Source organism: Mesorhizobium sp. M0244 (assembly GCF_040321795.1).
Lineage (GTDB): Bacteria > Pseudomonadota > Alphaproteobacteria > Rhizobiales > Rhizobiaceae > Mesorhizobium.
In genome coordinates this window covers 140,658-164,722 of the sequence record NZ_JAMYSE010000004.1, presented here as the reverse complement: position 1 = coordinate 164,722, position 24,065 = coordinate 140,658, and the positions used below count along the sequence as shown (strand labels likewise).

The window sequence follows — 24,065 nt, the reverse complement described above, 5'->3', positions numbered from 1 at the left end:
TCGTGAGGCCGATCTGGGGGCCAATCTGGGAGGATTGTCATGACTTCGACGGCGCAGGAACTCCATCCGGCACCAACGCTGGAACCGGGCAGGACCATCCTCGAACTGCACGGGCTGGAAAAGCGCTATCCCGGCACCCACGCGCTGAAGCCGGTCAACCTCGCCTTCAAGGCCGGCGAAATCCATGCCATCGTCGGCGAGAACGGCGCCGGCAAATCCACCCTGATCAAGCTTCTGACCGGCGTCATGCCGCGCACATCCGGCGACGTCATCTGGGAGGGCAAGCCCGCCGCATTGGCGACGCCGCATGAGGCGATGGCGCTCGGCATCAATGCCGTGCATCAGGAAGTCGTCCTGTGCCGACATCTCACGGTCGCGGCCAACATGTTCCTCGGCGAGGAGGATTCCCGCTTCGGCATCCTGCAGCAGCGGGCGATGGTCAGGCAGGCGCAGAAGATCATCGACGATCTCGGCTTCGACCTGCCGGCGCATGTCATGCTGGGTGACCTGACCATCGGTCAGCAGCAGCTGATCGCCGCCGCCCGCGCCACCGTGCGCGGCACCAAATTCCTGATCTTCGATGAACCAACCGCCTACCTCACCCGCAAGGAGGCCGACCAGCTGTTCACGCTGATCCGCCGGCTGAAGGGCGAAGGCGTCACCATCATCTACATCAGCCATCGCATGGAAGAAGTGTTCGAGCTCGCCGACCGCGTTTCGGTGCTGCGCGACGGCACGCTGGTCGGCACCAGGAACATCGCCGAGACCAATGACGCCGAACTGGTCAAGATGATGATCAACCGCTCCATCGAGCAGGTCTACCACAAGGAGCATTTCACCCCCGGCGCGACCATCGTCGAAGCCAGGAACCTGTCCGGCAAGGGCTTCGAAAATGTCTCCATGTCCGTCCGTGCCGGCGAGATCGTCGGCCTCTACGGCCTGATCGGCGCCGGGCGCAGCGAGTTCGTCACCACGCTCTATGGCCGCCACCGCAAGTCGGCCGGCCAGATCCTCTGGGAGGGCAAGGAGGTCAGGGTCAATTCCGAACATGACGCGATCCGGCTTGGCATGGCGCTGGCACCGGAAAGCCGCCGCGACCAGGGCCTCTGTCTCAACCTGCCGGTCGGGCTCAACCTCAATTTGCCGATCTACAAACGCATCTCGAGCAATCTGCTGATCTCCCGCGCGCAGGAAAAGGCGCAGGCCGATCGCCAGATCGCCGACCTGCGCATCAAGACGCCGACGCGTAGCGCGCTGGCCTCCAGCCTATCCGGCGGCAATCAGCAGAAGATCGTCATCGGCAAATGGCTCGCCCACGGCGCCAAGCTGTTCATCTTCGACGAGCCGACGGTCGGCGTCGATGTCGGCACCAAGGCCGAGATCTACCGCCTGTTCGGCGCGCTGTTATCCAAGGGAGCCGGGATCATCCTGATCTCGTCCTACCTGCCGGAGGTCTATGAACTCGCCGACACGCTGCATGTGTTCCGGCGCGGCAAGCTGGTGGCTACGCATGGGTTTCGGACCGCTGATCACGAGGAGATCCTCACCCAGGCGCTGGCCGAGAAACAAGAAAGACCGGGAGGACAGATATGAGCACCGAGGCGATCCCTGCCGAAAGGCCGAAACGCAACTACAACGCCCTGTTCGGGCTGACACTGCTGGCGCTGCTGGTTCTTTTATGGATCATCCTGTCGGTAGCGACGCCGAGCTTCGCCTCCGCCAACAACATCTCCAACCTGTTGCGGCAAGGGTCGATGATCGCCATCCTGGCGGTCGGCCAGACCTTCGTCATCATCACCGGCGGCATCGACCTTTCCGTCGGCGCCGTTGTCGGCTTCGCCACCGTCATCGTTGCGATGCTGATCAACGCCGGCACACCGGTTTTCCTCGCCATCCTGATTACCTTGCTGGTCGGCGTCGCCATCGGCATGTTCCATGGCTTCGGCATCGTCAAGATGGGCCTGCCGCCCTTCATCATCACCCTGGCGACGCTGACCTCGCTGCGCGGCATCGGCCTGTTGATGACCAACGGCAACTCGATCTCGATCAACAACGACGCCTTCCAGACGTTCTCGCGCAGTTCCTTCGTCGGCGTCCCCAATCTGTTCTGGATGGTGATCCTGGTCGGCATCCCGGCCTATATCTTCCTGCACCACAGCCGCTGGGGCCGCTATCTGTTCTCGGTCGGCTCCAACGCCGAGGCGTCGCGCCTGTCAGGCGTCAACGTCCAGCGCACCATCTACATGGCCTACACGCTGTCGGGCCTATGCGCGGCCTTCGTCGGCGTGCTGCTCGCGTCGCGCATTGGCATCGGCAATCCGACGCAGGCCGAGGGCTGGGAATTGCAGGCGATCGCCTCCTCGGTGATCGGCGGCACCTCGCTGTTCGGCGCTGTCGGCTCCGTGCACGGGCCGCTGCTCGGCGCCTTCATCCTCGCCACCATCAACAACGGCGCCAATCTCTTGAACGTCAACGCCTTCTGGCAGCGCATCATCACCGGCGTGCTGATCATCGTCATCGTCTATTTCGACGGCCTGCGCCGACGCGGCAAATAAACTGGATTGAAGCATGAAAGCCGTCATCTGCCGCTCGCCCGGCGACCTTGTCCTTGAAGATCGGCCGGCGCCGGCCGCGCCGCCCTCCGGCTGGGCGCTGGTCGCGGTCAGCCATGTCGGCATCTGTGGCACCGACTATCACATCTTCGAAGGCAAGCATCCGTTCCTCGCCTATCCCCGCATCATGGGCCACGAAGTCTCGGGAACCGTGATCGAGGCTGGCGAAGGCGTCGACCTCGCAATCGGCGAGCCGGTGATCGTCAATCCCTACCTCGCTTGCGGCCAATGCATCGCCTGCCGGCAAGGCAAGCCGAATTGCTGCGTGAAGATCGAGGTGCTCGGCGTCCACCGCGACGGCGCCATGTGCGAGCAGATCCTGGTGCCGGCGCAAAATCTTTATCCGGCAAACGGCCTGTCGCTGGCCGATGCCGCCGCCGTCGAATTCCTGGCGATCGGCGCCCATGCAGTACGGCGCTCGCTGGCTCAATCCGGCGCACGCACCCTGGTCATAGGCGCGGGCCCGATCGGGCTCGGCACGGCGCTGTTTGCCCGCATCGCCGGGCTCGATGTGACACTGCTCGACATGAGTACGGAGAGGCTGGGTTTTGCCGAAAGCGAACTCGGCTTCGCGACGCACGACGGCTCGCAGGGAGCTGCCCCCGAACTGGTCCGACAGGCGACCGGCGGCGATGGTTTTGACGCGGTGTTCGACGCCACCGGCAGCACCCGATCGGTGCAGTCGGCCTTCGCCCATGTCGCGCATGGCGGAACATTGGTGCTGGTTAGCGTCGTCAAGGACGACATCAGCTTTTCCGACCCTGAATTCCATAAGCGGGAAATGATGCTGATCGGCAGCCGCAACGCCCTGCGTGCCGATTTCGACCATGTCGCCGCCTCGATCCGCAACGGCGCGGTGCCGCTGGCAAAGCTCGTCACGCACCGCACGACGCTTGGCGAGACGCCGCGCGACCTCGCCCGCTGGGCGCATGAGAAATCCGGGTTGATCAAGGCGGTCATCCAGGCCGGGTGATGCCGAAGCTGGCGCGCCTCAGAGAGCCGAAAGTTTCAGCTCGACGCGCTCCGCTGGGAACCGCGTTTCGGCAAACTGGATCGGCTTTCCGTCCGGCGTGACGTTGACGGCGACCGTGACCAGCACGATGGCCCCTGGCTGGAGGTCGAGGTCGGCAAGATCGGCGGCATCCGCATGGCGCGCCGACAGCACCGTCGACTGCCGGAGATAGTCGCTGACGCCGAAGCGCTGGAGCGATGCGGTGATGGATCCGGTCTCCGCCATGACGGCATCGATGCCGGCAAAGCGCTTGGCGTCGAACCAGCCGGTGGCCCGTGACACCGCCTGTCCGTCGGCTTCACCGCGCGTCTCCAGGCGAATGACGTCGGACCCTTTGGCAAGGCCCAACCCTTCGGCGACGCGCCGGCTGGCCGGCTCGACCGCCGACGCCAGCAAGACGCTCCTGCGCTCCGACGCCTGGCCCTGCAGGCCTTCGGAAAAGCGCGTGCGCGTGCCGATCGGATAGGACAGCCGCCTGCGCGACAGCACGAAAGTGCCACGCCCCTGCTCTGCCTTGAGCACACCCTCCTGCACCAACGCCGCGATGGCGCTGCGCACCGTGTGGCGGTTGACGCCATAGCGCTCGGCTAGCACGATCTCCGGCGGCAGTGCCGCGTTCTCGGGAAAATCCCCGATAGCGATCGAACGCAGGATCTGGTCGGCGATCTGGCGCCACAGTGCAACACCGCTGCGCCGCTCGATGCTGTTGGCATGCCCGATCATTCCCGCCCCCAACTTTGCGCCCACTTTGGCTCTTGTCACTCACCCGTCATGGACACGCGCTAGATAACGGGTATAATTTGTATAGTTGTCTATATCAATAGACAAATTAAGCGCACAAGGAGCACCGGCCATGCGGGGACAGGAAGCGCGAGAGCAGGCCGAGCGCAAAGCCGCCATGGCGACACTGGCACAAGCCCCCGGCGACGATATCGTCCGTCTCTGGAATGAGTCCGGCCTGCCTTCCCAGGCGGAGCTTTTGCGTGGTCCCGAAACCGGCCTGGTTACGGTGCGCGGTCGCATTGGCGGTGGCGGTGCGCCCTTCAATGTCGGCGAGGCGACGGTCACCCGCGCCACGGTGCGGCTTGCGTCCGGGCAGGTCGGCCACTGCTACGCACTCGGCCGCGACAAGCAAAAGGCAAGGCTGGCAGCGATTGCCGACGCGCTCTGGCAGGACCCCGCCCACCGTAACGCAGTCGAGACCAGGATCGTCGCCCCCTTGCAGGCCGCACTGACCAAGGCGCGTGAACAGCGCCGCGCCGAGACGGCGGCGACCAAGGTCGACTTCTTCACCATGGTACGCGGAGAAGACTGATGGACGCAGCCGTGCAATCGATCGAAGGCGGTTTCGCCGATCCGGTCTTCAACGCGCAGACGGTGTTCCGCGCCGTCATGGACGCGATGGCACGGCCGGGCAGCGTGCAGCCCCTGCCGGTCCTTGCCCACCCTCCGGCGCCGCTGTCGGCCACCGCCGGCGCCATAGCCCTGGCGCTGTGCGACAACGACACGCCGCTCTGGCTCGACCCGGCTTTGCAGGCCTCGCCCGCTATCAAATCCTGGCTCGGCTTCCATACCGGCGCGCCACTGGCCAACACGCCGGCCGACGCACATTTCGCGCTGATCGCCTCGCCGGCCGAGATGATGGCGCTCGACGGCTTTTCGCAAGGCACCCAGGACTATCCGGACCGTTCCACGACGCTGATCCTCGAGGTCAGCGATCTCGTCTCCGGCGCTCCGCTATTGCTCGAAGGCCCCGGCATCGAACGGACGGCGACGATCGCGCCGGCACGGATGCCGCGTCATTTCGTCGAGCAGTGGAAGCAGAATAACCAGCGCTTTCCGCGTGGCGTCGACATCATCCTCGCCACCCCTGGCGGAATTGCCTGCCTGCCGCGCACGACGCGCATCAAGATGATGGAGGCATAGGATGTATGTCGCGGTAAAGGGCGGCGAAGCGGCCATTCGCAACGCTCATCAATTGCTCGCCGACCGCCGGCGCGGCGACCGTTCAGTGCCCGCACTTCGTCTCGACCAGATCGTCGAGCAGCTGGCGCTCGGCGTCGACCGGGTGATGAGCGAAGGCTCGCTCTACGACCGCGAACTGGCGGCGCTCGCCATCGTTCAGGCGCGCGGCGACATGATCGAGGCGATCTTCCTGGTTCGCGCCTATCGCACGACGCTGCCGCGCTTCGGCTACACCAGAGCGGTTGAGACCGGCACGATGCTGGTCGAGCGGCGCGTCTCGGCGACCTACAAGGACCTGCCGGGCGGCCAGCTTCTCGGCCCGACCTTCGACTATACCCACCGGCTGCTCGATCCCGAGCTTGCCGCCGGCGGCGATGTCGCCGAGCCGGAGCAGCGTGCGGGCGAGGCGGAAGCCATGCCGCGCGTCTCGGCGATCCTTGCCCGCGAAGGCCTGATCGAGCCCGACGGCGACATGCCGCAGGACCATGTCCCAGGCGACATCACCCGCGAGCCGCTCGAATTCCCGATGGCGCGTGATATCCGCCTGCAGGCGCTGTCGCGCGGCGACGAAGGGTTTCTGCTGGCGCTCGGCTATTCCACCCAGCGCGGCTATGCGCGCAATCATCCCTTCGTCGGCGAAGTCCGCATTGGCGAGGTCGAGCTGGAACTCGACGTGCCGGAACTGCCCTTCGCCGTCCCGCTCGGCTCAATCCGCGTCACCGAATGCCAGATGGTCAACCAGTTCAAAGGCTCGGCCAAGGCGCCGCCGCAATTTACCCGCGGCTACGGCCTCGTCTTCGGCCAGAGCGAGCGCAAGGCGATGGCCATGGCTTTATGTGACCGCGCGCTGCGCGCTTCGGAGTTCGGCGAGGATGTCGTTGCCGCCGCCCAGGACGAGGAGTTCGTCATCTCGCATTCCGACAATGTCCAGGCGACCGGCTTCGTCGAGCACCTCAAGCTGCCGCACTATGTCGACTTCCAGGCCGAACTCGACCTCGTGCGCCGCATGCGCGCCGAGCACGACGCCCGCGAGAACACCGGCAAGATGGAAGAGAAAAGGGAGGCCGCGGAATGACCGCCCAACCAACCGATATCGCCACCTACAACTTCGCCTACCTCGACGAGCAGACCAAGCGGATGATCCGCCGGGCGATCCTCAAGGGCATCGCCATCCCCGGCTATCAGGTGCCGTTCGCCTCGCGCGAAATGCCGATGCCCTATGGCTGGGGCACCGGCGGTGTCCAGGTCACCGCTTCGATCATCGGGCCGGACGATGTGCTCAAGGTCATCGACCAGGGCGCCGACGACACCACCAATGCTGTCTCGATCCGCGCCTTCTTCAAGAAGGTCGCCAATGTCGCCGTCACCACCGAGACGGCCAAGGCGACCATCATCCAGACCCGCCACCGTATCCCCGAACACCCTTTGGTGGCCGGCCAGGTGCTGGTCTACCAGGTGCCGATCCCCGAGCCGCTGCGCTTCCTCGAGCCGCGCGAGACCGAAACGCGCAAAATGCATGCGCTGGAGGAGTACGGCCTGATGCATGTGAAGCTCTACGAAGACATCGCCAAGCACGGCCGCATCGCCACCACCTATGCCTATCCGGTCAAAGTCGAAGGCCGCTATGTGATGGATCCTTCGCCGACGCCGAAATTCGACAATCCGAAGATGCACCGTTCGCCGGCTTTGCAACTGTTCGGCGCCGGCCGCGAAAAACGCATCTATGCGTTGCCGCCCTTCACCAATGTGGTCAGCCTCGACTTCGAGGACCATCCGTTCGAGGTGCAGACCTTCGACCAGCCCTGCGCGCTGTGCGCGGCCGAAAACGTCTATCTCGACGAGGTCATCCTCGATGATCATGGCGGCCACATGTTCGTCTGCTCCGACACAGATCATTGCGAGAAGCGGCGCGAAGCGGGTCATGGACAGCACCCAGCAGCCACTCTTGAGGAGCGGACATAATGGGCACCTCATTCGTCGCGATTGGCGACAAAGGCTTCTGGATGCGCGACTCTGTCCTGTCCCTTTGGCTGCGACTGTTGGCTTTGAACCTGGAAACCAAGGCAGATCGAGCAGATCCCCTTATGCTACTGCGCGACGAATGGTTGTGGCAGTCAGAGGCTGAGATCGTCGGGGCGATGGACGCCCATCTCGACGAGGCTGCTGCCGACTCCGCAACGAAAGCTTCCGTCGTCGCCGCTATCGAAAGACTGCTCGAAGCACTGTCCCGGCATGGCGACAAGCTCCCTGCATCAACCATGAACCTTCTTGGTTTCACAAACTCCTGGGGGCTGGATTATCAAACCAAGGGTCTGGTTGAGGTCGGGAGGGCCTTCCTCGCACTCCTTGACGGCAAGATCGACAGCGAAGCCGACAGCATAGAATTCATGCCAGGATCGCGCCCATGATCGACGAACCGTTGCTGCGCGTCTCGGCGCTGTCCAAATTCTACGGCTCGCGCGTCGGCTGCGAGAACGTCACGTTCGACCTGTGGCCGGGCGAGGTGCTGGCGGTGGTCGGCGAGTCCGGTTCCGGCAAGACGACGCTGCTCAACTGCCTGTCGACGCGGCTGCTACCCAGCTCCGGTACCGCCAGCTACCGCATGCGCGACGGCCAGTTCCGCGAGCTTTACCGGATGAGCGAGGCCGAGCGCCGCTTCCTGATGCGCACCGACTGGGGCTTTGTCCACCAGAACCCCGCCGACGGCCTGCGCATGACTGTGTCGGCCGGCGCCAATGTCGGCGAGCGGCTGATGGCGGTCGGCGACCGCCACTATGGCAGGATCCGCGCCACGGCCGTCGACTGGCTGTCGCGCGTCGAGATCGACGAGGACCGCATCGACGATGAGCCGCGCGCCTTTTCCGGCGGCATGCGCCAGCGCCTGCAGATCGCCCGCAACCTCGTCACCGGGCCGCGGCTGGTATTCATGGACGAGCCGACCGGCGGCCTCGACGTCTCGGTACAGGCGCGCTTGCTCGATCTGCTGCGCGGGCTGGTCACCGATCTCGGCCTCGCGGCCATCGTCGTTACCCATGATCTCGCGGTGGCGCGGCTGCTGTCGCAGCGCATGATGGTGATGAAGGACGGCCGCGTCGTCGAAAGCGGCCTCACCGACCGCGTGCTCGACGATCCGCGCGCGCCCTACACCCAGCTTCTCGTTTCCTCGATACTGCAGGTGTAATCATGGCGACCCCGCTCGTTGTCTCCGATGTTGCCAAGAGCTTCACCATGCATCTGCGTGACGGCATCAAATTGCCGGTCGTCGCCGGTGTCTCGTTCGCGATCAGGGCCGGCGAATGCTCTGTGCTCGGCGGTCCGTCCGGCGCCGGCAAGAGCTCGATCCTGAAAATGCTCTACGGCAATTATGCCGCCGACGAAGGCCAGATCATCGTCCAGCACGAGGGCGGGCTCATCGATCTCGCCTCGGCCAGCCCGCGCACCGTGCTTGCAGTTCGCCGACTCACGATCGGCTATGTCAGCCAGTTCCTGCGCACCGTGCCGCGCGTCTCGGCGCTCGATGTTGTCGCCGAACCGTTGGTCGAGCGTGGCGAGGACCGTGAGGTCGCGCGCGGCAAGGCGCGCGCCTTGCTGGGGCAGCTGAACCTGCCCGAAAAACTCTGGGCGCTGCCGCCGGCGACCTTTTCCGGCGGCGAGCAGCAGCGCGTCAATATTGCGCGCGGCTTCATCACCGAGCATCCGATCCTGCTGCTCGACGAGCCGACCGCCTCGCTCGACGCGAGGAACCGCGACGTGGTGATTGCGTTGATCGCCGCCAAGAAGGCGGCGGGCGTCGCTTTGCTCGGCATCTTCCACGACCACGACGTGCGCGAGGCGGTCGCCGACCGCATCATCGACGTGACCGCCTTCGCCGCCGGGAAAATCGCCGCATGACCAAGAAATTGTCGGAGGCGCCGCTGGTCCACGAGACGGCGGAAGTCGAGAACTCGACGCTTGGCCGCTGGACCGAGATCGCTGAGCGCAGCCGGGTCTCGGAAAGCATTCTTGGCGACTATTCCTACATGATGCAGGACTGTGCCGTCTGGTGCGCGACCATCGGCAAGTTCGCCAATATCGCCGCAAGCGTCCGCATCAATGCCACCAATCATCCGACCTGGCGGCCGACGCTGCATCATTTCACCTATCGCGCCTCCGACTATTGGGACGACGCCGAGCACGAGAGCGAATTCTTCGCCCAGCGCCGCGCCAAACGCGTCACCATCGGCCACGACACCTGGCTCGGCCATGGCTCGACCATCCTGCCCGGCATCACCGTCGGCGACGGCGCGGCGGTCGGCGCTGGCGCGGTCGTCTCGAAGGATGTCGCGCCCTACACCATCGTCGGCGGCGTGCCGGCCAGACCGATCCGCGAACGCTTCGACCGCCGCACGGCGGAGCGCTACCAGGCGCTCGCCTGGTGGGACTGGGATCATGCCCGGCTGCGCGCCGCACTCGACGATTTCCGCGCGCTTTCGGCCGAGGCGTTTCTGGAGAAATACGGCGCGTAGCCCTGATACCGCGGCAGAGATTCCACCCGGCGAGTGACACGCGCGTTCGCGCACCAGGAACCACAATTTAGCCGAGTCTAAACTTATCTGAATCTTAACAGAGACATGCGAGATGTATGTACTACGGTTGTCGCGATGGGCGAGCAGCCGAGAAAAAAGGAGCACTCGGATGCGCGCCAAGCTGACGGCCATTTTGGCTATTCTTTCGACAGCGTCATTGATGACGAATTCCGCTTTTGCCGTGACGGCTGCCGGTAGTATGACGGTTCGCCTGACGATCACTAATCAATGCAAAGTCCAAACCGCTGGCGATCTGAATTTCGGTTCGCACGGCGTCATCGATGGAAACGTCGAGGAGACCAGCACAATCGGTGTGCAATGCACCTCCGGACAGACTTACAATGTGGGCCTCGGCGCAGGTGCCGGCACCGGCGCGACGGTTGCGGTTCGCAAAATGACTTCGCCGGCGGCTGCTACGGTAAACTACACGATGTATAGTAACAGCGCGCGCACCCTGGTATGGGGCGACACTGTCAACACCGACACCGTTACGGGAACCGGCGACGGCAACGTCCAGAACCTGACCGTCTATGGGCGGGTACCTGCGCAGCTGACGCCGGCAGCAGGCGACTACACGGACACCGTTGCAATTACCATAACCTATTGACCTTCCCCAAACGCGAAGGAATTAGCATGCGATCCATGCTGACACACGTCAGTGCCGCAGCGATCGTCTTGCTGTGCGCGGGCTACTCTCAGGGTGCTTCCTTGCGGGTAGCCCCGACCAATCTGGAATTGATCGCCCCCGACAGCGCGGCGGTTCTGAACCTGCGCAATGACGCCAAGCGGCCTATCAATGTCCAGGTCCGCGTCTTTCGGTGGCGCCAGGCAGGCGGCGTGGAGCAACTAGAGCCGACCTCGGATGTCGTCGCCAGCCCGCCATCGACGCGGATCGGACCGAATGCCGACTACGTCGTTCGTGTCGTTCGCGTCAGCAAGGCGCCGGTGGATACGGAAGAAAGCTACCGCGTCCTGGTGGACGAACTGCCTGACCCGTCGCGGAGGAAGGGCGGCACTGTCACTCTGGTGCTGCGCTATTCCGTGCCTGTCTTCTTTCGCAATCCCGACGCAAAGGCATCTGACGTGTCGTTCAGTGTATCGCGGACCGGAGGCAGGCTGATGCTGATAGCGCACAACAATGGTGAAAGCCGCGTGAGACTGTCCAATCTCAATTTGGTTCAGGGCGGCAAGAAGCTGGGTGGTCGCAGCGGGCTTGTCGGTTATGTTTTGGGCGGCGCGACCATGCAATGGCCGCTCGGCAACGGCAAATCGCTGGCTGGAAGCCCTATCACGCTAAAAGGGCAAAGTGATCGTGGACCATTCGATGCCCCAGTGGCGATCAAGGGGCGCTAGGGTCGCGGTCGTCGTTGCGGGCATCATCTTCCCTCTCCTGCCGGCGGTCGCTCAGGTTTCGCAAGCTGAGCCGCAAGTCGTGGACTCCGCTCTCCCCCCGGCGGGACGCCGCGATCTTTACCTCGAAGTGTTCATCAATGATGTTTCGACGGGACTGATTGGCACCTTTACGGAATTTGCCGACGGCGGCCTGGCGGCAACTCCGGACGAGCTGGAGCAAGTCGGCTTGAAGCCCGTGGAGGACGCTATCGGCAACGATGGCCTGGTCAGGCTCGACCGACTGCCGGAGGTCGCTTTTCGGATCGACGAAGCAACCCAGCGCCTTTACGTCACGACCAGCAACGAGGGTCGGGCCGCACGCGTCGTCGACATTCGCGGCACCGACAAGGAAGATCGTCTTCAGCCGCAGTCCGGCTACGGTGGTGTGCTGAACTATTCGCTTTTTGCGAGCTCCAACAGCTTCTTCGACGATGATCTGGACTTGTTCCAGGGCATTTCCGGCGGCTTCGACGCGCGTGCTTTCAGCCCTTTCGGCACGCTCAGCCAGTCATTCACCGCCGGCTATTCCGACAGCGAGTTTGGCGGACTTGTACGGCTCAACACGACCTGGAACTACTCGGACCCGAAGCGCCTGATGACCTATCGGGCAGGTGACTTCATTTCCGGCGGGCTGTCATGGACGCGGCCCGTCTACCTCGGCGGCGTCCAGGCGCAGCGCAACTTCCGGCTTCGATCCGACCTGGTCACGCTGCCGCTGCCGTCTTTCGGAGGAACCGCAGCCGTTCCTTCGACGCTTGAAGTCTACACCCAGAACGTCCGCACCTACAGCGGCGAGGTTCCCGCCGGCCCCTTCCAGATTACCAATCTGCCGGTGTTTGCAGGCGCCGGCGAAGCGCAGGTTGTCTTGCGAGACAGTCTCGGTCGTGAAACCACCGCCACGCTTCCGTTCTACACCTCCAGCTCGATGCTGGGACAGGGGCTGCTCGATTTCTCCGCCGAAGTTGGACTTCCACGGCGCAATTTCGGCATCGAATCCGCCGACTATGACGAGCGCCTGTTTGGCATCGCCACGGCGCGTTACGGTCTCACCAACTGGCTGACACTCGAGGCCCATGCCGAGGGCGGCGAGGGGTTGGTCAATGGCGGGGTGGGCGCCGCGTTTCCGCTCGGACACTACGGCGCTGCCTCACTCGCCGTTGCCGCCAGCAATCATGACGGGCGCACTGGCTCGCTGGTGAACGCGTCGCTGGAGATGAGTTCCGAGGGATGGTCGATCTATGGTCGGATTCAGCGCGCCTTCGGCGACTACCAGGATATCGCCTCGGTGACCGCCGAACCTTCCTTTCCTGATCCCGGCGATTTCCCGATCTTCAGCGGGGACGTTCCGCGATCGATTGATCAAGTAACATTGAGCATTCCGGCACCACTTGAGTTTTCGAGCCTCAATCTCTCCTATACGCATCTCGAAAGCGCCGAAGGCGAGAAGAGCCAGATTGTCGGCCTTTCCTATAGTCAGCAAATATTCAAACGAAGCAGCTTTTACGCTACGGCCTTTGCCGATCTCGAAGACCATCACAGCTTCGGCGTGTTTGCCGGGATCTCGATCTCATTCGGGGACGACATCACCGCCTCGACCGGCGTGGAGAACGGCCCCGACGGCCTCAATGTCGTTGCCGACGTTGCCAGGTCGGAGCGTCTGGAGGACGGCAGCATCGGTTGGCGGGCGCGAACGTCGGAAGGAGAAACAACCAGCCGTTCGGCTGCCGTCAGCTACAGGGCTCCCTTCGCTCGCTTCGAAGCCGACGTTCAACAATATGACAAGGATTTCAGAGCCACCGCGCAGATGGATGGCGCAATCGCAGTGGCAGGTGGCGGCGTTTTCGCCACCAATCGTATCGACGACGCTTTCGCGGTCGTCGAGGTCGGCGCGCCCGACGTCGACGTGCAATTCCAGAATCGCCCGGTCGGCAAGACCGACAGTCGCGGCCGCATTCTGATCCCCGGCCTCAATTCCTACGAGCCGAACACAATTTCGATCGATCCCAAGAACCTGCCGGTCGACGCGGATATTCCGGCCACCAGGGAAATCGTGGTGCCGGCCGATCGCAGCGGCGTGGTGGTGAAATTCGGTGTTTCGGAAGCGCCGGAGGCGGCGCTCGTCACCTTGGTCGACAGCAGCGGGGTACCGCTCGAGGCCGGCCTGAGCGGCCGCATGGAGGGTGGGTCGGAAGACTTCATCATCGGCTATGACGGCCAGGCGTACATTCGCGACCTGGGTGCCGAAAACGCACTCGTCATTGCTCGCTCCGATGGGAGTTCCTGCCGGGCCGAATTTTTCTACCTGCCCACACCCGGCCAGCAAGTGGCGATCAAGGACGTGACGTGCCAGTGACAATGGGAAAGGTGACAATGGGAAACAAGATGCTCCGCTTTGTCATGCTCTTGATCGTCGTCCTGTTCCCGTCGGCCGCTTGGGCCTTGAGCTGCAGTTTCGGCGTTTCCGGCATGAATTTTGGCTCGGTCGATACTCTGTCGAGCAGCCAGACCAACTCGACCGCGACGATAGACATGAGTTGCACGGGGGGCTTGGTCACCCAGCGCATCCTTATTTGTGCGCATCTTGCAGCCGGCAGCGGAGGCGCATCCACGGCAGCGGCCCGACAAATGCTGAGCGGAGCCAGCAGCCTCAACTATCAGCTCTATTCGGATACGGCGCGCAGCATCGTCTGGGGATCTTATGCCTGGGCCTATGCTTCGCGCCCGCCGGTCTTGACGTTGACGCTGGGTCTTTTGGGCACGGCCACGGGCACCGCCACAATCTACGGCGCGGCATTTGGTGGCCAGGGCACGGCTCCACCCGGGACCTATCTCTCGACCTTTTCTGGTGCGAATGTCGAATTTCGTTACCGCGTCAGCAGCACCAACAACTGCAATACAGGTACCGGCACCTTGGCGGCGGCTCCGACTTTCACCATAAATGCAACGGTCGCTGCGAATTGCCTCGTATCGACCAGCAACGTCGATTTCGGATCGACGGGCGTTCTCGCCGCAGATGTCGATGCCGCCGGTCAGGTTTCGATAACCTGCACGCCGGCAGCTGCTTACACTGTATCGCTGGGCGGCGGCACAACCGGTTCGGCCCCGACGGCGCGCAAGATGTCGAAGGGTGCGGAAACCGTGACTTACGGGCTCTACAAGGACACCGATCGAACTCAGCCCTGGGGTGATGCGTCGACGCCTGGTAGCACAGTGGCGGGCACCGGAACCGGCGCGCCTCAAAGCCTCACCGTTTATGGTCGGGTGCCGCCACAAGCCACGCCATCGGCCGGTGTCTACACCGATACGGTCGTCGTCACAGTCACCTACTGAGCGGAACGGCAAGCTGATGCCCTTCGGAACCGACTGACGAACGGGGCCGCCTGCAGCACACCTGTGGGCGGTAACAAAACTGACATCAATCAGACACCGCAGGTTCACGTGGCTGCGCTAGCGAGGGTTAACAGACCTTCAATTGCGACTGGACTGGAGCCTGCACCATGTCAGCTACGCTCGAAATCCGCGGCGTCACCCGCCGGTTCGGCAAGAACACTGCTGTCAGCAATGTTCACATCTCCATTCCGCAAGGCCAGATGGTCGGCATCATCGGCCGCTCGGGCGCCGGCAAATCGACGCTTCTGCGCATGATCAACCGCCTCATCGATCCCAGCCAGGGATCTATCCTGTTCGACGGCGTCGAGGTCTCCGGGTTGCGCGGCTCGCCGCTCCGGCGCTGGCAGCGCGACTGCGCCATGATCTTCCAGCAGTTCAATCTGGTGCCGCGCCTCGACGTGCTGACCAATGTGCTGCTCGGCCGGCTCAACCACCGCTCGACCCTGTCCAACCTGTTCGGCATGTTCTCCCGCAACGAATGCGCCGAGGCGGTGGCAGCCCTCGAGCGTCTCGACATCGCCCGCACCGCGCTGCAGCCTGCCGGCACCCTTTCCGGCGGTCAGCAGCAGCGCGTTGCGATCGCGCGTGCCATGATGCAACGGCCGAAGGTGTTGCTCGCCGACGAGCCAATCGCCTCGCTCGACCCGCTCAACGCCAAGGTGGTGATGGATTCGCTGCAGGACATCAATTTGCGCGAAGGCATCACGGTGATCACCAATCTACACACCCTTGATACGGCCCGTAACTATTGCAACCGCATCATCGGCATGGCCGCCGGCAAGGTCGTCTTCGACGGCCCGCCCGAAGATCTCAACCGCGAGGCCGTGCGCATGGTCTACGGTGCCGACAGCAATGGCGGCGAAATCTCCGAGGCCATCACCTCGACCAGTGTCGCCGTCAAACAGAAAATCGCTGCATCCGCCGGACCGCTGGAGCCCGCATTTCCGGGATACTAGTCCATGATCCCGAACCGAAGGTCAGCGTAGCAAAAAGTGGACACCGGTTTTCGGAAAAGATCATGGACAAACAATGAAAACGGCCTGATCGCCCGCCCGCGTCAAAGGCACTCGTCAAAATTCGATCGCAACCGGCGCGAGGCCGGATCAAAGGAGAGAGACCCAATGTTTAGGAAGATGGTTTTTGGCGCCGTTTCATTGCTCGCCATCGCTGCAAGTGCCGCTCACGCCCAGGATATCAAGGAATTCCGCATCGGCATCCTTGGCGGTGAAAATGAAGCAGACCGGCTGCGCAACTTTCAGTGCCTCGCCGATCACCTGAAGTCCGAATTCGGCTTCGAAAAGGTCTCGCTGTTCCCGGCCGCCGACTATGACGGCGTTATCCAGGGCCTGCTCGGCGGCACGCTCGATTTCGCCGAGCTTGGCGCGTCAGGCTATGCCAGCGTCTATCTCAAGGATCCGAACGCGGTGACCCCGATCCTCACCACCCAGCAGACCGACGGCGCGACCGGCTATTATTCAATCGGCCTGGCGCTGAAGTCGTCCGGCATCACCGACATAAAGTCGGCAAAGGGCAAGAAGCTTGGCTATGCCGACCCGGATTCGACCTCCGGCTATCTGATCCCGCTGACCCAGATCCCGAAGGACACCGGCGCCTCGAACGAAACCTTCTTCGCCTCGACGCAGTTCAATGGCGGCCACGAGAACAACCTTCTCGCCGTCCGCGACGGCAAGGTCGATGTTGCGGTTGACGATTCCTCGGGCATCGGCGACTTCAAGAACGGCTATACTTCTGGCACCTTCCACAAGGAAATCGCCAAGGGCGCCGTCGACCCCAACGACTTCGTCGAAGTCTGGCGCTCCGGCCTGATCCCGAACGGCCCGCTGGTCGTGCGCACCGCGCTCGGCGGCGATATGAGCGCCAAGCTCGCCAACTTCTTCACCAGCCTGCCGGCCAAGGACAAGCCTTGCTTCGAGGCCATCGAAGGCGGCGATTTCACCGGCTACGTTCCGGTGAAGCCGGACTTCTACAGCGTCATCGTCGAAGCCCGCAAAGCCGCGATCGGCGGCTGAATGCAATTGAAAAGGGCGGCGTTACCCGCGCCGCCCTTTTTGCATACCCGATCATGACCATCTCAGCCACGATCCGTTCAGACACGACCCGGCGGACGGCCGACACCTGGCAACGCCAGACGTCCTTGCGCCGGTTCTACACCGCGCTCGGCGTCGGCTTGCTGCTTGTCGCGATGTGCACAGCCATGTGGTTCGCCGACGAGGCCAATGCCGGACATTTCTTCGATCGGCTACCGCACATACTGGATTTCCTTAGTTGGCTTGTTCCCAAGGACTGCAACGACGTCTGGCGCGCGCTGTTCGACATCGCATCGCCGCACGACAAGGGCAGCCAGGAGTTCAACTTCCCGCTTGGCCGCGTCTATCTCTGGGGCGGTTTTTACCTGCCCGAATATTTCGAGCTGATGCTCACCACGCTTAATGTGGCGCTGGTTTCCACTTTCATAGGCTTCATCTTTGCGGTGCCCTTCTCCTTCATCGCGGCCCGCAATTTGACGCCCAGTCCGGTGCTCAGGCTCGTCGTCAAGCGCTTCATGGAACTGCTTCGCGCCTTCCCGGAGATCGTCATTGCCGGCCTGTTCGCAGCCATCCTCTCGACCGGCCCGGTCGCGGCCATCATCGCCATCGGCCTGCATTCGATCGGCGCCCTCGGCAAGCTCTTCTACGAGATCAACGAAAACGTCGACATGCGCGCCGAAGAAGGCCTGCGCGCGGTCGGTGCCAACTGGTTCGAGCGCGTACGTTTCGCCGGCTTGCCGCAAGTGCTGCCCAATTTCATGTCCTACACGCTGCTCAGGATCGAAATCAATGTCCGCATCTCGACCATCATCGGCGCGGTCGGCGGTGGCGGCATCGGCGAGGAGCTGAAGCTCTCGATCTCGCGCGGCTTCGGCGCCAAGACACTGGCACTGGTGCTGCTGTTGTTCACCACCATCTTCCTCGTCGACCAGTTCTCCGCCTGGCTTCGTCGCAAGCTCGTCGGCGATCAGGCATTTATGATGCGCGCTTGAGCATGGCCGCGATGACCGCCGATGAGATGCAGTCGATCGAGGAGCGCTTTCCCCAAGTGTTCCGGCGGCCCGTGCACAAACGCTTCGGCCCGCTGGTTCTGTTCGCCGGCATCCTGCTCTACCTCGTCTACGCCTTGTGGTTCTTCAGCCTGCCGCAAGTGCTGAGGGAATCGCACTGGGAACGCCTGCCGCTCTTCCTGACGCAATGGATCAGCTACGATCTGCAGCCGGAATTCCGTCTCGACCAGCCTCAGATCACGCCCAAATACCCGCGTTTCTCGGCTCTTGGCGAAGATCCCCATCCCGACTGGGTCATCACCAATGCCCACGGTTCCTACACCATCCTGATCGACGGCCGGGCCAAATCGGTCACCTTCGACAAGACCGAGGCGATACTGGTCGCCAATGGCCAGACGGTACCGGTGTCGTTGACCAGCGGCAAGCCGGTGATATCCGGCCCCGTGCCGGACTGGATCACCGCACACGACGATGAAATCGTTGCCAGGATGGGCTTTGCCGGCGAGGTCCGCATAACCGTCGATCGCGTCAAAGTCCGCAAGCGCTTCCTCGGCTGGGCGAATTTCGTCTTCGACACACGCTCGCCCTTCTTCAGCAAGTCGCCCGGCGAGGTGGTTTCGTTGCTGATGTCCGGACCCGAGCTCAAGCCGGGCACATCGAACATTGCGCTGGCCGCCGACAATATCTGGTACAATGCCCAATGGCAGCATGGCGACGTCTGGACGAAGCTGTTCCAGACCATCGTCATGGCATTTCTCGGCACGCTGCTCGGCGGCATCGTCGCCTTCCCGCTCGCCTTCTTCGCCGCCCGCAACATCACCCCGAGCGGCCTGCTTAGCCAGGTGCTCAAGCGCTTTTTCGATTTCATGCGTTCGGTCGACATGCTGATCTGGGCGCTGTTCTTCACCCGCGCCTTCGGCCCCGGCCCGCTGGCCGGCAGCGCCGCGATCTTCTTCACCGAGATCGGCACGCTCGGCAAAGTCTATTCGGAAGGTCTCGAGAACATCGACGACAAGCCGCGCGAGGGCATCCAGTCGACCGGCGCCAACGGCTTGCTGGTGCAGCGCTATGGCGTGCTGCCGGAAGTGATCCCGGTCTTCATCAGCCAAACGCTCTACCAGTGGGAATCCAACACCAGGGGCGCGACGATCATCGGTGCTGTCGGTGCCGGCGGTATCGGCCTGAAGCTCTGGGAGGCGATGCGCACCAACTCCAACTGGGCCAATGTCTTCTACATGGTGCTGCTGATCCTGCTCGTCGTTTTCATCTTCGACAACATTTCCAATTTCCTGCGCCGCCGGCTGAGCAGGACGATCCACGACTACAACCGGATTCAGGCCGGCCAGGGGTGATCACCACGATTGGCCGCAGGTCTCCACGCCTTCGGCAACAGCGGGCTTCCCCCGTGTTTGACGAAGGAACAGTTGCTATGCCGCCTTCTTCCAGCCGCTCGTGATATGCCTGTAGCCGTCGCGGTAGACAGCTTCCGGGCTTTCCGAAAAGTCGCGCCACACCTTGGTTGCTGCCGCCAAATCCTTCAGCGAACGGCCGAACGCCTCGATCGTCAGCCAATCGTCATAGCCGCTCTTGCGGATAGCGGAGAACGTCTCCTTCCAGGGGACGTGGCCGCGGCCCGGCACGCCGCGATCGTTCTCCGAAATGTGGATATGGACGACGTTTTTGCGATTGCGCGTATAGGCGCCGATCGGATCGGCCTCTTCGATATTGGCATGGAAGGTGTCGTACATCGCCTTGACGTGCGGCCGGTTGATCGCGTCGATATGCTCCGACAGGTCGTCCATCGTGTTGAGCAGATAGCATTCGAAACGGTTGAGCGCCTCCAGTCCGATGGTAATGTTCTTGTTGCCGGCATGGTCGCCGATGGCACGTTGCGAGGCGACCGAGCGCTTTTTCTCAGCCGCTGTCGGCCCGCTGCCGGAGAAGGCCCCGAGCGTCGAATGCAACGGGCCGCTCAAGGTGTCCGCGCCAAGCGCTTGAGCGCAATCGATCGCCCATTTCATGTAGTCGATACCGGCCTTGCGCGTCGAGGCATCCGGCGAGATCAGGTTCATCGCCGGATCGCCCATCGCCGAGACCGCGGTGCGTTCCAGCCCGATGCGGTCGAGCAGCTCACCGAGCTTCTTGTAGTCGTCCGGCGTGCCGGCAAAGACCGGTATCTCGACGCCGTTGAACCCGGTCGCCTTGATGTCCCTGAGCAGCGGCTCGTGTTTTTTCAAGACACTGGTCGTCCACAACAGCATGCACATGCCGATTTTCATCGACGCCCCTCTCCCATCATTCGCTCGATCACCCGAGGAGTGGTGAGATTCAGATGAGGCCGGCCTCATCTGAATATCACCATCCCTTCAGAGCTTCGTCCACGCCCCATTCTTCGTGGACGACTTCACGCAGGCCTCGATGAAGGCCATGCCTTCGACGCCGTCCTGTACGGTCGGGAAGACGACATCCTTAGCCGGCTTGCCGCCCTCTCTACGTGCTGCACGAATCGCCCGCGCGGCCTCCTGGTAGATGTTGGCGAAGCCTTCGAGATAGCCTTCCGGATGGCCTGGCGGAACGCGGCTGACGCGCCCGGCGACGGGAAGTGCGCCGGCGCCATTTCGGGTGATCAATTGCTTTGGCTGGCCGAACGGCGTGTACCAGAGATAGTTCGGGTCGGCTTGCACCCATTCAAGCCCGCCCTTCGATCCGTAGATACGCAATTTCAGCCCGTTCTCGTGGCCGGGCGCCACCTGGCTTGCCCAGATCATGCCCTTGGCCGGGTGCGACTTGCCGACCGGCTTGAAGCGCAGCAGCACGTTGATGTTGTCGTCGAGCAGCCGCCCCGGCACGAAGGCGTCGAGATCGGCCGACAGTGAATCGAGCTCCAGCCCGGAGACGAAACGGGCGAGGTTATAGGCATGCGTGCCAATGTCGCCCAGCGCACCGCCGGCGCCGGCCTGCTTGGGGTCTGAGCGCCACGCCGCCTGCTTCTGGCCGGTGGCGGCCAGGTCTTCGGTCAGCCAATCCTGCGGATATTCCGACTGCACGATGCGGATATCGCCGAGCTGTCCCTTGGCCACCATCTCGCGTGCCTGCCGTACCATCGGATAGGCGGTGTAGTTATGCGTCAGCACGAACACCTTGCCGGTCTTTTCGACCAGCGCCGCCAGCTTGTTCGCCTCGGCCAGCGTCGTCGCCAGCGGCTTGTCGCAGATGACGTGGATGCCGGCCTCGAGAAAAGCCTTGGCGGCCGGCACGTGCACATTGTTCGGCGTGACGATGGCCACCACCTCGATGCCGTCCGGCCGCTTGGCCTCTGCCTTGGCCATCTCGGCATAGGAGCCGTAGCTGCGTGCCGGATCGAGCCCGAGCTCGGCCGCAGAGGCCTTGGCGCGCTCCGGATCCGACGACAGGGCACCGGCAACCAGCACGAACTCGTTGTCCATACGCGCCGCGATGCGGTGCACCGCACCGATGAAGGCGCCTTGTCCGCCGCCGACCATGCCGTAGCGGATCGGACCGCCCCCCGTTTCCGCCTTCGATGCGCCAACCATGATTTTCTCCCTCGTTGTTCGTTACCCTCCCCCTTGCGGGGCGGGTCGACGCGTAGCGTCGGGGTGGGGTCGTAAAGGCAGAGTTCGGCATGAACCGACCCCACCCCGCCCTGCGGGCCACCCTCCCCTCAAGGGGAAGGGAAGCAGCGCTAAATACCCATCATGCCGCGCAGCACCTTTTTGTCGGTCGTGCCGCCGGCGAAATCGTCGAATGCCTTTTCCGTCACCCTGATGATGTGATGCTGGATGAAGGGGGCCCCTTCCGCAGCACCATCCTCGGGGTGCTTGAGGCAGCATTCCCATTCCAGCACCGCCCATGAATCATAGTTGTATTGGGTGAGCTTGGAGAAGATGCCGCCGAAATCCACCTGCCCGTCGCCGAGCGAGCGGAAGCGCCCGGCGCGGTTGGTCCAGCTCTGGTAGCCGGAATAGACGCCTTGCCGCCCGGTCGGGTTGAACTCGGCGTCCTTGACGTGGAATGCCTTGATCCGCTCGTGGTAGATGTCGATGAATTCGAGATAATCGAGCTGCTGCAACAGGAAGTGCGACGGGTCGTAGTTGATGTTGCAGCGTTTGTGGCCGCCGACCGCATCGAGGAACATCTCGAAAGTCGCGCCGTCGAACACGTCCTCGCCCGGATGGATCTCGTAGCCGACATCGACGCCGTTCTCGTCATAGACGTCGAGGATCGGCTTCCAGCGCTTGCCGAGTTCGGCAAATGCTTCCTCGATCAACCCCGCCGGCCGCTGCGGCCACGGGTAGAGATAAGGGAAAGCCAGGGCACCACAAAACGACACCGACGCCTTGAGCCCGAGATTGTTCGACGCCTTGGCGCCGAACTTCATCTGCTCGACCGCCCATTGCTGCCTGGCTTTCGGATTGTTGTGCACCGCAGGTGGCGCGAAGCCGTCGAACTGCGCGTCATAGGCCGGATGCACCGCCACCAGCTGCCCCTGCAGATGCGTCGACAGTTCGGTGATCTCGACGCCGGCGTCGGCGCAGACGCCCTTCACCTCGTCGCAATAGGCCTTGGAGGACGCCGCCTTCTCGAGATCGAACAGTCGTGCATCCCAGGTCGGGATCTGTACGCCCTTGTAGCCCAGCCCGGCTGCCCATTTGGTGATCGAGCCCAGCGAATTGAACGGCGCGGCATCGCCCGCAAACTGCGCCAGGAACAGACCAGGGCCCTTCATCGTCGTCGGCATCGGCATCTCCCTATGTTTCACGACCAAGCATAGCGCCGATTGAAAACAGGGCCAGCCTCTTTGGTCTCTTTGCGCTGTGCGCTTCGTACCGCCATTCTGGTATTACCAAATGTCGAAATCTGGTCAAGCCATTTGACGCGCCACCGGAGCTTTGCAACCATGCCGAGTTGCGCCACATATTCCAACGTAATCAATGGTGTAGACGAGAAACAGCGCGTCATGGCAGCACTTCTTGCCGTCCAGATGAAATTGCTGTAGACCTCCCATCAGGCCCAATTGGTCGAACCAGTTTGCAAAAAAGCTGGGACGCCTTGGGGAGGAATCATGCGATGGGCTCCGGCAGAGCGCGTTGCAGGCGAACTGGTACAGGCGAATTCTGGGAAGGATAGACCATGCATCTTTCGACGCACAATTGGATGCGGGCGGAGCCGTTGGAAACGACGCTCAAACGCATCAAGAAATTCGGCTATGAGTCGATCGAGATTTCCGGCGAACCCGAACAGTACAAGCCCAAGGAAACGCGCGCGCTATTGAAGGAGCACGGCATCCGCTGCTGGGGAGCGGTGACGCTGATGCTGGGCGAGCGCAATCTCGCCGCCAAGGACCAGGGCCAGCGCGAGCGCTCGGTGCAATACGTCAAGGACGTGCTGACTATGGTCAGCGAGCTCGACGGCGAGATCATCACGCTGGTTCCCGCCACCGTCGGCAAGGTCGTGCCGGACGGCACCGAGGAAGAGGAATGGAAATGGGTGGTAGACGCCACCCGGGAATGCTTCACCCACGCCAAGAAGGTCGGCGTCAAGATTGCGGTCGAGCCGCTCAACCGCTTCGAGACCTACCTGTTCAACCGCGGCGCCCAGGCGCTGGCGCTGGCCGATGCGGTCAGCCCCGATTGCGGCGTCTGCCTCGACGCCTACCACATCCACATGGAAGAATTTAACGTCTACGACGCGATCCGGCAGGTCGGCGAGCGCCTCTACGACTTCCATGTCGCCGACAACAACCGCTTCGCCGCCGGCCTCGGGCAGATCGACTGGCCGAAGATCGTCGGCACGCTGAAGGAGATCGGCTATGACGGCGCGCTGACCAACGAATTCGTCGCTCCTGTCGACCGCACGCCGGCCGCCCCCTATCCCGACATGGTCGAACGCAACCCCGTCGACATATCGCCGGAGCAGCTGAAATTCATTCAGGACCACGGCTCCAGCGTGCTCACGGAGAAATTCTACACCGACCAGATGCGCATCAACGCGGAAACGCTGCTGCCGCTGATCAAGTAGCCGAGCCGTTTGGAATGAGCCCTTCCGCCTCA

24 protein-coding genes are annotated in these 24,065 nt (G+C 63.0%); 20 read left to right on the top strand and 4 right to left on the bottom strand.

Annotation, left to right across the window (positions count from 1 at the left end; all coding sequences use genetic code 11):
- The first annotated feature begins 39 nt into the window (after window positions 1-39).
- From NKJ08_RS05610 to NKJ08_RS05600, 3 genes are read left to right on the top strand one after another with little or no spacing between them, the layout of a single operon-like run.
- Entirely contained in the window at window positions 40-1,593 is a 1,554-nt protein-coding gene (locus tag NKJ08_RS05610) for a sugar ABC transporter ATP-binding protein (RefSeq protein ID WP_352525116.1), read from the top strand.
- Entirely contained in the window at window positions 1,590-2,555 is a 966-nt protein-coding gene (locus tag NKJ08_RS05605; protein ID WP_352525115.1) for an ABC transporter permease, read from the top strand. The genes NKJ08_RS05610 and NKJ08_RS05605 overlap by 4 nt, the downstream gene beginning before the upstream one ends.
- A 13-nt stretch (window positions 2,556-2,568) precedes the next feature.
- Window positions 2,569-3,585 (top strand): zinc-binding alcohol dehydrogenase family protein, encoded by a 1,017-nt coding sequence (locus tag NKJ08_RS05600; RefSeq protein ID WP_352781515.1) that lies wholly within the window; start codon window positions 2,569-2,571, stop codon window positions 3,583-3,585.
- 18 nt (window positions 3,586-3,603) lie between these two features.
- Here the strand turns inward: NKJ08_RS05600 and phnF are convergent, their stop codons facing one another.
- A complete protein-coding gene (phnF, locus tag NKJ08_RS05595; RefSeq protein ID WP_352525113.1) occupies window positions 3,604-4,347 on the bottom strand; it encodes a phosphonate metabolism transcriptional regulator PhnF in 744 nt (247 codons plus the stop codon).
- A 130-nt stretch (window positions 4,348-4,477) separates the two neighbouring features.
- Between phnF and phnG the strand changes: the two genes are divergently transcribed.
- The 16 genes from phnG to phnE (NKJ08_RS05515) all read left to right on the top strand — a co-directional run bounded on the left by phnG (window position 4,478) and on the right by phnE (NKJ08_RS05515) (window position 19,346).
- On the top strand, window positions 4,478-4,939 hold the full coding sequence (gene phnG, locus NKJ08_RS05590; RefSeq protein WP_352525112.1) for a phosphonate C-P lyase system protein PhnG: 462 nt from the start codon (window positions 4,478-4,480) through the stop codon (window positions 4,937-4,939).
- A complete protein-coding gene (gene phnH / locus NKJ08_RS05585) occupies window positions 4,939-5,550 on the top strand; it encodes a phosphonate C-P lyase system protein PhnH (protein ID WP_352525111.1) in 612 nt (203 codons plus the stop codon). Before phnG ends, phnH begins: the two co-directional genes overlap by 1 nt.
- A gap of 1 nt (window position 5,551) precedes the next feature.
- A complete protein-coding gene (locus NKJ08_RS05580; RefSeq protein WP_352525109.1) occupies window positions 5,552-6,664 on the top strand; it encodes a carbon-phosphorus lyase complex subunit in 1,113 nt (370 codons plus the stop codon).
- A complete protein-coding gene (locus NKJ08_RS05575) occupies window positions 6,661-7,551 on the top strand; it encodes an alpha-D-ribose 1-methylphosphonate 5-phosphate C-P-lyase PhnJ (RefSeq protein WP_352525108.1) in 891 nt (296 codons plus the stop codon). The genes NKJ08_RS05580 and NKJ08_RS05575 overlap by 4 nt, the downstream gene beginning before the upstream one ends.
- Complete coding sequence (locus NKJ08_RS05570; RefSeq protein WP_352525106.1) at window positions 7,551-7,997, top strand: hypothetical protein; 447 nt, start codon at window positions 7,551-7,553, stop codon at window positions 7,995-7,997. The genes NKJ08_RS05575 and NKJ08_RS05570 overlap by 1 nt, the downstream gene beginning before the upstream one ends.
- Window positions 7,994-8,770: a phosphonate C-P lyase system protein PhnK gene (gene phnK / locus NKJ08_RS05565; RefSeq protein WP_352448383.1), complete on the top strand. Its 777-nt coding sequence runs from the start codon at window positions 7,994-7,996 to the stop codon at window positions 8,768-8,770. Before NKJ08_RS05570 ends, phnK begins: the two co-directional genes overlap by 4 nt.
- 2 nt (window positions 8,771-8,772) lie before the next feature.
- Window positions 8,773-9,480: a phosphonate C-P lyase system protein PhnL gene (phnL, locus tag NKJ08_RS05560; RefSeq protein WP_352777071.1), complete on the top strand. Its 708-nt coding sequence runs from the start codon at window positions 8,773-8,775 to the stop codon at window positions 9,478-9,480.
- Window positions 9,477-10,094 (top strand): DapH/DapD/GlmU-related protein, encoded by a 618-nt coding sequence (locus NKJ08_RS05555; RefSeq protein ID WP_352525104.1) that lies wholly within the window; start codon window positions 9,477-9,479, stop codon window positions 10,092-10,094. Before phnL ends, NKJ08_RS05555 begins: the two co-directional genes overlap by 4 nt.
- 220 nt (window positions 10,095-10,314) lie before the next feature.
- Window positions 10,315-10,761, top strand: coding sequence for a Csu type fimbrial protein (locus tag NKJ08_RS05550; protein WP_352525219.1), 447 nt, complete (start codon window positions 10,315-10,317; stop codon window positions 10,759-10,761).
- Between the two features lie 26 nt (window positions 10,762-10,787).
- On the top strand, window positions 10,788-11,507 hold the full coding sequence (locus NKJ08_RS05545; RefSeq protein WP_352525103.1) for a fimbrial biogenesis chaperone: 720 nt from the start codon (window positions 10,788-10,790) through the stop codon (window positions 11,505-11,507).
- Window positions 11,479-13,899, top strand: coding sequence for a fimbria/pilus outer membrane usher protein (locus NKJ08_RS05540; protein ID WP_352525102.1), 2,421 nt, complete (start codon window positions 11,479-11,481; stop codon window positions 13,897-13,899). Before NKJ08_RS05545 ends, NKJ08_RS05540 begins: the two co-directional genes overlap by 29 nt.
- Before the next feature lie 29 nt (window positions 13,900-13,928).
- Entirely contained in the window at window positions 13,929-14,876 is a 948-nt protein-coding gene (locus tag NKJ08_RS05535) for a Csu type fimbrial protein (protein WP_352525217.1), read from the top strand.
- Between the two features lie 167 nt (window positions 14,877-15,043).
- On the top strand, window positions 15,044-15,892 hold the full coding sequence (gene phnC / locus NKJ08_RS05530; protein ID WP_352525101.1) for a phosphonate ABC transporter ATP-binding protein: 849 nt from the start codon (window positions 15,044-15,046) through the stop codon (window positions 15,890-15,892).
- Window positions 15,893-16,057: 165 nt separating this feature from the next.
- Window positions 16,058-16,966 carry a phosphonate ABC transporter substrate-binding protein gene (gene phnD, locus NKJ08_RS05525; RefSeq protein WP_352525099.1) on the top strand — a complete coding sequence of 303 codons (909 nt, stop codon included), beginning with the start codon at window positions 16,058-16,060 and terminating at the stop codon, window positions 16,964-16,966.
- A 53-nt stretch (window positions 16,967-17,019) separates the two neighbouring features.
- Window positions 17,020-17,976, top strand: coding sequence for a phosphonate ABC transporter, permease protein PhnE (phnE, locus tag NKJ08_RS05520; protein ID WP_352525098.1), 957 nt, complete (start codon window positions 17,020-17,022; stop codon window positions 17,974-17,976).
- A 2-nt stretch (window positions 17,977-17,978) separates the two neighbouring features.
- Window positions 17,979-19,346, top strand: coding sequence for a phosphonate ABC transporter, permease protein PhnE (gene phnE, locus NKJ08_RS05515; RefSeq protein ID WP_352525216.1), 1,368 nt, complete (start codon window positions 17,979-17,981; stop codon window positions 19,344-19,346).
- A gap of 75 nt (window positions 19,347-19,421) precedes the next feature.
- Here the strand turns inward: phnE (NKJ08_RS05515) and NKJ08_RS05510 are convergent, their stop codons facing one another.
- The 3 genes from NKJ08_RS05510 to NKJ08_RS05500 all read right to left on the bottom strand — a co-directional run bounded on the left by NKJ08_RS05510 (window position 19,422) and on the right by NKJ08_RS05500 (window position 22,753).
- Window positions 19,422-20,273, bottom strand: coding sequence for a sugar phosphate isomerase/epimerase family protein (locus tag NKJ08_RS05510; protein WP_352525097.1), 852 nt, complete (start codon window positions 20,271-20,273; stop codon window positions 19,422-19,424).
- 87 nt (window positions 20,274-20,360) lie between these two features.
- Window positions 20,361-21,548 carry a Gfo/Idh/MocA family protein gene (locus NKJ08_RS05505; RefSeq protein WP_352525096.1) on the bottom strand — a complete coding sequence of 396 codons (1,188 nt, stop codon included), beginning with the start codon at window positions 21,546-21,548 and terminating at the stop codon, window positions 20,361-20,363.
- Between the two features lie 149 nt (window positions 21,549-21,697).
- On the bottom strand, window positions 21,698-22,753 hold the full coding sequence (locus NKJ08_RS05500) for a sugar phosphate isomerase/epimerase family protein (RefSeq protein ID WP_352525095.1): 1,056 nt from the start codon (window positions 22,751-22,753) through the stop codon (window positions 21,698-21,700).
- 392 nt (window positions 22,754-23,145) lie between these two features.
- Here NKJ08_RS05500 and NKJ08_RS05495 point away from each other — a divergent pair, with 392 nt between their 5' ends.
- Window positions 23,146-24,033, top strand: coding sequence for a sugar phosphate isomerase/epimerase family protein (locus tag NKJ08_RS05495; protein ID WP_352525093.1), 888 nt, complete (start codon window positions 23,146-23,148; stop codon window positions 24,031-24,033).
- The last annotated feature ends 32 nt before the right edge of the window (window positions 24,034-24,065 follow it).

Bases quoted from the DNA above. Each gene is read 5' to 3' on its own strand.
- phnK (WP_352448383.1), top strand. From the start codon at position 7,994: ATGATCGACGAACCGTTGCTGCGCGTCTCGGCGCTGTCCAAATTCTAC.
- phnD (WP_352525099.1), top strand. From the start codon at position 16,058: ATGTTTAGGAAGATGGTTTTTGGCGCCGTTTCATTGCTCGCCATCGCT.
- NKJ08_RS05575 (WP_352525108.1), top strand. From the start codon at position 6,661: ATGACCGCCCAACCAACCGATATCGCCACCTACAACTTCGCCTACCTC.
- NKJ08_RS05580 (WP_352525109.1), top strand. From the start codon at position 5,552: ATGTATGTCGCGGTAAAGGGCGGCGAAGCGGCCATTCGCAACGCTCAT.
- NKJ08_RS05610 (WP_352525116.1), top strand. From the start codon at position 40: ATGACTTCGACGGCGCAGGAACTCCATCCGGCACCAACGCTGGAACCG.
- phnC (WP_352525101.1), top strand. From the start codon at position 15,044: ATGTCAGCTACGCTCGAAATCCGCGGCGTCACCCGCCGGTTCGGCAAG.
- NKJ08_RS05600 (WP_352781515.1), top strand. From the start codon at position 2,569: ATGAAAGCCGTCATCTGCCGCTCGCCCGGCGACCTTGTCCTTGAAGAT.
- phnH (WP_352525111.1), top strand. From the start codon at position 4,939: ATGGACGCAGCCGTGCAATCGATCGAAGGCGGTTTCGCCGATCCGGTC.
- phnE (WP_352525216.1), top strand. From the start codon at position 17,979: ATGGCCGCGATGACCGCCGATGAGATGCAGTCGATCGAGGAGCGCTTT.
- phnL (WP_352777071.1), top strand. From the start codon at position 8,773: ATGGCGACCCCGCTCGTTGTCTCCGATGTTGCCAAGAGCTTCACCATG.
- phnF (WP_352525113.1), bottom strand. From the start codon at position 4,347: ATGATCGGGCATGCCAACAGCATCGAGCGGCGCAGCGGTGTTGCACTG.
- NKJ08_RS05550 (WP_352525219.1), top strand. From the start codon at position 10,315: ATGACGAATTCCGCTTTTGCCGTGACGGCTGCCGGTAGTATGACGGTT.
- NKJ08_RS05535 (WP_352525217.1), top strand. From the start codon at position 13,929: ATGCTCCGCTTTGTCATGCTCTTGATCGTCGTCCTGTTCCCGTCGGCC.
- NKJ08_RS05570 (WP_352525106.1), top strand. From the start codon at position 7,551: ATGGGCACCTCATTCGTCGCGATTGGCGACAAAGGCTTCTGGATGCGC.
- NKJ08_RS05540 (WP_352525102.1), top strand. From the start codon at position 11,479: ATGCCCCAGTGGCGATCAAGGGGCGCTAGGGTCGCGGTCGTCGTTGCG.
- NKJ08_RS05510 (WP_352525097.1), bottom strand. From the start codon at position 20,273: ATGAAAATCGGCATGTGCATGCTGTTGTGGACGACCAGTGTCTTGAAA.
- NKJ08_RS05505 (WP_352525096.1), bottom strand. From the start codon at position 21,548: ATGGTTGGCGCATCGAAGGCGGAAACGGGGGGCGGTCCGATCCGCTAC.
- NKJ08_RS05545 (WP_352525103.1), top strand. From the start codon at position 10,788: ATGCGATCCATGCTGACACACGTCAGTGCCGCAGCGATCGTCTTGCTG.
- NKJ08_RS05500 (WP_352525095.1), bottom strand. From the start codon at position 22,753: ATGCCGACGACGATGAAGGGCCCTGGTCTGTTCCTGGCGCAGTTTGCG.
- phnE (WP_352525098.1), top strand. From the start codon at position 17,020: ATGACCATCTCAGCCACGATCCGTTCAGACACGACCCGGCGGACGGCC.
- NKJ08_RS05555 (WP_352525104.1), top strand. From the start codon at position 9,477: ATGACCAAGAAATTGTCGGAGGCGCCGCTGGTCCACGAGACGGCGGAA.
- NKJ08_RS05495 (WP_352525093.1), top strand. From the start codon at position 23,146: ATGCATCTTTCGACGCACAATTGGATGCGGGCGGAGCCGTTGGAAACG.
- NKJ08_RS05605 (WP_352525115.1), top strand. From the start codon at position 1,590: ATGAGCACCGAGGCGATCCCTGCCGAAAGGCCGAAACGCAACTACAAC.
- phnG (WP_352525112.1), top strand. From the start codon at position 4,478: ATGCGGGGACAGGAAGCGCGAGAGCAGGCCGAGCGCAAAGCCGCCATG.